Source organism: Streptomyces anatolicus (assembly GCF_019400875.1).
In the GTDB taxonomy this organism is placed as follows: domain Bacteria; phylum Actinomycetota; class Actinomycetes; order Streptomycetales; family Streptomycetaceae; genus Streptomyces; species Streptomyces anatolicus.
Genome location: NZ_WMBF01000344.1, coordinates 1 through 6,701, shown reverse-complemented (window position 1 = coordinate 6,701; position 6,701 = coordinate 1). Strand labels below are relative to the sequence as shown.

Genomic DNA, 6,701 nt, shown 5'->3' with positions numbered 1-6,701 from the left:
CGTCCCGGCGGGCCGCGCGCGTGGGCGGTCGCGGGAGGGGGTGCCGTATTCCCGTTCGAGCAGGGCCAGGATCCGGGAGGCGACCATCCGCTTGATCGGCGGCGGCGCCGCACGCAGCGCGATGGCCCCGGCGACGGCGATCAGGCACAGGCCGTACAGGGCGATCACCCAGAACTTCGCCGGGCGGCCCGCGTACAGGCCGTGGGTCAGCGCCGCGCACCAGGCGGGGTAGGCCAGCATGTGCAGCGAGCGCCAGCGCGAGGCGACCCGCGCGGGGGAGGCGAAGGCGCTGCGCAGGGCCCCGGTGACGCTGGTGGCCACCATGAGCAGGCCCGCGAGCGAGCCGAGGCCGATGAGGCCGGCGCTGCCGGTGACGCCCAGCCCGAAGGGCACGAGGGCGCCGAGGAGCGACACGTGGTCGAGGGCGATCTTGACGGTGCCGTGCAGCAGCAGGAAGCCGACGGAGGCGACCGCTGTGGCCCGGTGCACGGCCTGGGCGAGCAGCCGCTCGCGCGAGCGCAGGAAGAGGCGGTCGGTGGCGACCAGGCCCCAGACCACGGCGGCGGTGAGGCAGACCAGGCACAGGACGCCGGTGGTGAAGTCCAGGGCGGCCCGGAAGCCGTCGCTGCCCACCAGGACGAGCAGGGGTATCAGGAGCAGGGCTCCGGTGCCGAGCAGACGGCTCTGGCGATGGGGGTGCAGAGGGTTCATGGGGCGGCTCCGAAATGGTTCGGTCCGCCGCATGCTAAGTCGCGCCATACCAGTGGGTACGGGGTTTGAGTTATTGCGTTGTTATCAAAGTGCGATGCGCTCTTGGTGTTGCCCCGATAGTGGGCGGTACGCGGAGTAACCATTGGCCAAGGCCCGGTAGCAGTGCCTCCGGTTCCGCCGCGTGAGCTCGTCGCGGCTCGCGCGAGGGCTGCGGTACCCTGACGCCATGCGTGCCGTACGCCTTCTGCTTAGCGGGCCGCGCTGATCAGTCCCGACCGCCGGTGAATCGCGGGTCGGAATCGGCGCGGCGTCCCCTCCTGTGCGAGGGGCTTTTTCATTTGGCCAGCACGGTCAATTCCGTAGGCAGAGACGATCGATGGAGCTTTGAGGATCATGAGCGAGACGAATTCTGCTGCCGCCTCCGAGGTGGCCGCGCCGCACCGCTATACGGCCGCTCTGGCCGCTGAGATCGAGGCACGCTGGCAGGACTTCTGGGACGCCGAGGGCACCTACGAGGCGCCGAACCCGAGCGGTGACATGGCCGCGCGCGACGAGGCACAGGCGGCGCTGGTCGCCAGGCCCAAGAAGTTCATCATGGACATGTTCCCCTACCCCTCCGGAGCGGGTCTGCACGTCGGCCACCCCCTGGGGTACATCGCCACGGACGTCTTCGCGCGCTTCCAGCGCATGACCGGCCACAACGTCCTGCACACCCTGGGCTTCGACGCCTTCGGCCTGCCCGCCGAGCAGTACGCCGTGCAGACGGGCACCCACCCGCGGGTCTCCACCGAGGCCAACATCGAGAACATGAAGGCCCAGCTGCGCGCCCTGGGTCTGGGCCACGACAAGCGGCGTTCCTTCGCGACGATCGACCCGGACTACTACAAGTGGACCCAGTGGATCTTCGTCCAGATCTTCAACTCCTGGTACGACGCCGACGCCAAGAAGGCCCGCCCGATCGCCGACCTGGTGGCACAGTTCAACAGCGGTGAGCGTGCGGTACCGGGCTCCACGCGCGTGTGGAGCGAGCTGAACGCCGCCGAGCGCGCGGAGGTGCTGAGCCAGTACCGCCTGGCCTACGCCTCCGACGCGCCCGTCAACTGGTGCCCCGGCCTGGGCACCGTCCTGGCCAACGAGGAGGTCACCGCCGACGGCCGCTCCGAGCGCGGCAACTTCCCCGTCTTCAAGGCCAAGCTGCGCCAGTGGAACATGCGTATCACCGCCTACGCCGACCGCCTGCTGGACGACCTGGACGCACTGGACTGGCCCGACGCCATCAAGCTGCAGCAGCGCAACTGGATCGGCCGCTCCGAAGGCGCCCGGGTCAGCTTCCCCGTGGGCACCGGGGGCGAGGCGGTCACCGTCTTCACCACCCGCCAGGACACCCTGTTCGGCGCGACCTACATGGTCCTGGCGCCCGAGCACGAGCTGGTCGACAAGGTCCTGCCCGAGGCCTGGCCCGAGGGCACCCACGAGGTGTGGACCGGCGGCCACGCCACGCCCGCCGAGGCCGTTTCCAAGTACCGCGCGTTCGCCGCCTCGAAGTCCGACGTCGAGCGCCAGGCCGACGCCAAGGAGAAGACCGGCGTCTTCACCGGCGTCTACGCCACGAACCCGGTCAGCGGCGAGCAGGTCCCCGTCTTCATCGCCGACTACGTACTGATGGGCTACGGCACCGGCGCGATCATGGCCGTCCCGGCGCACGACAGCCGCGACTTCGCCTTCGCGCGCGCCTTCCACCTGCCGATGCGCTGTGTGGTCGAGCCGTCGGACGGCCGGGGCACGGACACGTCGACATGGGACGACGCCTTCTCCTCCTACGAGGCGAAGCTGATCAACTCCTCGAACGCCGAGGTCTCCCTGGACGGCCTGGGCGTGGTCGACGCCAAGGCGCGCATCACCGGCTGGCTGGCCACGCGCGGCATCGGCGAGGGCACCGTCAACTTCCGCCTGCGCGACTGGCTGTTCAGCCGCCAGCGCTACTGGGGCGAGCCCTTCCCGATCGTCTACGACGAGGACGGCGTCGCCCACGCGCTGCCCGAGTCGATGCTGCCCCTGGAGCTGCCGGAGGTCGACGACTACTCCCCGCGCACCTTCGACCCGGACGACGCGGACACCTCTCCGGAGACCCCGCTGTCGCGCAACGGGGACTGGGTCAACGTCACTCTGGACCTGGGCGACGGCCCCAAGAAGTACCGCCGCGAGACCAACACCATGCCCAACTGGGCCGGTTCGTGCTGGTACGAGCTGCGCTACCTGGACCCGCGCAACGACCAGCAGCTGGTCGACCCCGCCGTCGAGCAGTACTGGATGGGCCCGCGCGAGGGACAGCCCACCGGCGGCGTCGACCTGTACGTGGGCGGCGCCGAGCACGCGGTGCTGCACCTGCTGTACGCGCGCTTCTGGTCGAAGGTCCTCTTCGACCTGGGGCACGTCTCGTCCGCCGAGCCGTTCCACAAGCTGTACAACCAGGGCATGATCCAGGCCTACGTCTACCGGGACAGCCGCGGCTTCCCGGTGCCGGCGACCGAGGTCGAGGAGCGCGACGGGAAGTTCTTCTTCGAGGGCGAGCCGGTCAAGCGCGAGCTGGGCAAGATGGGCAAGTCCCTGAAGAACGCCGTCACGCCGGACGAGATCTGCGACGAGTACGGCGCGGACACCCTGCGCCTGTACGAGATGGCGATGGGCCCCCTGGACGTCTCGCGCCCCTGGGACACGCGCGCGGTCGTCGGCCAGTACCGCCTGCTGCAGCGGCTGTGGCGCCTGATCGTCGACGAGTCGACCGGTGAGGTCACCGTCGCGGACGTCGCCGAGGCCGACATCGACGAGGCCACCCTGCGCGCCCTGCACAAGGCGATCGACGGCGTCCGCCAGGACCTGGACGGCATGCGGTTCAACACCGCCATCGCCAAGATCACCGAGCTGAACAACCACCTGACGAAGGTGGGCGGCACGGTGCCGAGGTCCGTCGCGGAGCGCCTGGTGCTGCTGATCGCGCCGCTGGCCCCGCACGTCGCCGAGGAGCTGTGGCGCAAGCTGGGCCACACCGACTCGGTCGTCCACCAGGACTTCCCGGTGGCCGACCCGGCGTACGTGGTGGACGAGTCCGTGACCTGCGTCGTGCAGATCAAGGGCAAGGTCAAGGCGCGCCTGGAGGTCCCGCCGTCGATCTCCGACGCGGAGCTGGAGAAGGTGGCGCTGGCCGACGAGAAGGTGGTGGCCGCGCTGGACGGCGCGGGCATCCGCAAGGTGATCGTGCGGGCGCCGAAGCTGGTGAACATCGTTCCGGCGTAACGGACACTTCCGGTCAGCCGGGTGGCATAGGGGTCTTCCCTTAAGGGCAGGTTGGGGGTTCCGATGGAACCTCCGGCCTGCCTTCTCCGTTTACGGTGGAGGGACCATCGCTGGGGTGGACCGGACCGGACTCGGAGAGGGGCGTCATGGAAGCCGTGGGCGTGATCGTGGCGCTGCTCGTCGTGCTGTTCCTGGTGCTGGGGGTGTATGCCACGGTGAAGGTCGTGAAGGCGGCCAAGCGGGGCGTGGACCGCACCATCTCGGAGGCTCGCCGCACGGTGGAGGACACCACCCTCCGCGCGAAGAGCTTCACCCAGTTCGGCGCGGCGGGCGAACTGGCCCAGCTGCGCCTGTCGTTGCGCACGTCGATGCGGGCCACGCAGGAGGTGCTGAAGGCGGGCGCCGTCGAGGACGCCTCGCTGAAGGAGTCCCTCGGCCTGTTCGACCGGCTCAGCGCCCACGGGCACGAGCTGGACGACGAGCTGCGGCGCCTGGAGCGCGACCCGGACAAGGCGTCCGTCGCCCAGCGGCTCCCCGAGCTGAAGGAGCGCACGGAGCAGATCACCAAGGCGGCCGACTCCCTGCGGTGGTCGGCGCGCGACCGTGCCCGCCGGTTCGCGGGCGACGACCTGGACTCGCTGAGCACGCAGATCGGCATGGAGGCGGGCGCCCTGCGGCACTGGACCACGGAGCCGGCGCCCGCACAGGCCCCCGCCGCCTGGCCCGAGCCCGCCGCGCAGCCCGGCAAGGACGCGGAGCAGACCTGGTCCGAGCCCTCGCCGCAGGCCTCCCAGGAGTCCGCGCGGCCCGCGATCACGCCACCCTCGCCGGCGCCCACGTATCCGTGGGAGAAGAAGGCCAAGCCGGAGAGCACGACCTGAGCCCGTGACTTGCCTGAGCCGCCCGTGACGCGGGGCGCCTCCCCGGGAGGGGGCGAGCAGGGGCCGGGCTGCCGCCCGGCGGTCCAGACGGGTAGTGTCCAGCCCATGTCCCGCCATGTCGCGATCGTCACGGATTCCACGGCCTATCTGCCGCAGCGGACGATGGAGCGGCACGGCATCACCGCGGTCCCCCTGACCGTGGTCCTGGGCGACCAGGCGCTGGAGGAAGGGACCGAGATCTCGGCCCGCTCAGTCGCCCTGGCGCTGCAGAAGCGGAAGTCGGTGACCACGTCGCGGCCCGGCCCCGAGGTCTTCGCCGAGGCGTATCGGAAGGTCGCACAGGCGGGCGCCACGGCCATCGTCTCGCTGCATCTGTCCGCCGAGTTCTCCGGTACGTACGACGCCGCGGTCCTCGCCGCGAAGGACGCGCCGGTGCCGGTGCGGGTGGTGGACACCGGCATGGTCGCGATGGCCCTCGGCTTCTGCGCCCTCGCGGCGGCGGAGGCCGCGGAGGCGGGTGACTCGGTCGACGAGGTGGTGGCGGCCGCCGAGAAGCGTGCCGCGGGCACGTCCGCGTACTTCTACGTCGACACCCTCGACTATCTGCGCAGGGGCGGCCGTATCGGCGCCGCGCAGGCGCTGCTGGGCTCCGCGCTCGCCGTCAAGCCCATCCTGAAGCTGGACGGCGGCCGCATCGACATGCTGGAGAAGGTGCGGACGGCGTCGAAGGCGATCGCCCGGCTGGAGGAGATCGTCGTCGCACGCGCCGGTACGGGCCGGGTCGACATCGCGGTGCACCATCTCGCGGCGCCGGAACGGGCGTCGGCCCTCGCGGACCGCCTCCGCGAGCGGCTGCCGGCCCTCGGCGAGCTGCATGTCAGCGAGGTGGGCGCGGTGATCGGTGCGCATACGGGGCCGGGGCTGCTGGGGGCCGTGGTCTCGCCTCGGTGAGTTCTGAGTGTGGACGATGTTCCACGTGTGGGTGACGGAGTTATCCACAACTGCGGGGTAATCCACGGGAATTGACCAAGATCAACATAATGTCGCGGCGGTGCCTAACGTCGACGGCATGACTTCACTTCGATCACCTTCTGGGACGGTTTCGCGGGCGTCTTCGCGGACGCCTTCCCAGGTGTCTGCTTCCCGGGTGTCTGCTCGGACGTCTTCTGGGGCGGCTTCCGCGACGAGTGGTCCGGGCCGTGCCCCTGGTTCCGACGGTCGTGTGCAGCGCCGTCACGCCCGCCGGGTCCGGCGCGGCCATGTCTCGGCGGAGGCGGTGCGGCTGCGGGCGGAGAGCCTTTTCGCCGAGCCACAGGAGAGCCTGTTCGCCGAGCCACAACCCCCGCCTGCCTCACCGCGGCCGGATGTGTCGGCTGCCTCACCGCGCTTGGACGTGGCGGCTGCTGATGTGCCGCTGCTTCCCGGGCGCGAGGGCGGGGGCGTGACGGGTCCGGCTCCACCCGCGCCGAAGTGGGCGCGGCAGGAGGATGCCGCGACGGAGACCTGGGCGGAGGCGGACGGAGCCGCGAAGGAGGCGGCGCAGGACGGACCCTCGCGGCGGGAACGGATGGGCCTGGCCGTGCGGGAGCGGCTGCCGGTGTGGCTCCAGTCGCGGTGCGGGCTCGACCGGCGGGGCGTGGTCGCGCTCGTCGTGGTCCTCGCCGTCGCCGCGCTCTTCGCCGCACAGCACTTCTGGACGGGGCGCACAGAGCCCGTCCGGGCGCCGGACGTCGTACGGGCGGCGGGTGCGGCCGCCGAGCGCGGGGCGCGACCCGCTCCCTCGCCGGGCTCCTCCGCGGGGGTGGGGAGCGCGGC

The 6,701-nt window shown here is 71.2% G+C and carries 3 protein-coding genes and 2 pseudogenes; 4 read left to right on the top strand and 1 reads right to left on the bottom strand.

The window, feature by feature from the left end:
• A pseudogene (locus GKQ77_RS24310) lies at positions 1-711 on the bottom strand (hypothetical protein); the annotation flags it as partial.
• Positions 712-1,104: 393 nt separating this feature from the next.
• On the opposite strand from GKQ77_RS24310, the gene leuS reads away from it, so the two are divergent.
• From leuS to GKQ77_RS33980, 4 genes and pseudogenes are all read left to right on the top strand, one after another.
• Positions 1,105-4,005, top strand: a complete 2,901-nt coding sequence (gene leuS, locus GKQ77_RS24305) for a leucine--tRNA ligase (protein WP_219691062.1) — start codon at positions 1,105-1,107, stop codon at positions 4,003-4,005.
• Positions 4,006-4,151: 146 nt separating this feature from the next.
• Positions 4,152-4,886, top strand: a complete 735-nt coding sequence (locus GKQ77_RS24300; RefSeq protein WP_219691061.1) for a hypothetical protein — start codon at positions 4,152-4,154, stop codon at positions 4,884-4,886.
• A gap of 105 nt (positions 4,887-4,991) precedes the next feature.
• Positions 4,992-5,837 (top strand): DegV family protein, encoded by an 846-nt coding sequence (locus GKQ77_RS24295; protein ID WP_219691060.1) that lies wholly within the window; start codon positions 4,992-4,994, stop codon positions 5,835-5,837.
• A gap of 271 nt (positions 5,838-6,108) precedes the next feature.
• Positions 6,109-6,701, top strand: a pseudogene (locus GKQ77_RS33980) (ComEA family DNA-binding protein); the annotation flags it as partial.

Excerpts from the sequence above, each read along its gene's own strand:
- leuS (WP_219691062.1), top strand. The coding sequence starts at position 1,105 with ATGAGCGAGACGAATTCTGCTGCCGCCTCCGAGGTGGCCGCGCCGCAC.
- GKQ77_RS24300 (WP_219691061.1), top strand. The coding sequence starts at position 4,152 with ATGGAAGCCGTGGGCGTGATCGTGGCGCTGCTCGTCGTGCTGTTCCTG.
- GKQ77_RS24295 (WP_219691060.1), top strand. The coding sequence starts at position 4,992 with ATGTCCCGCCATGTCGCGATCGTCACGGATTCCACGGCCTATCTGCCG.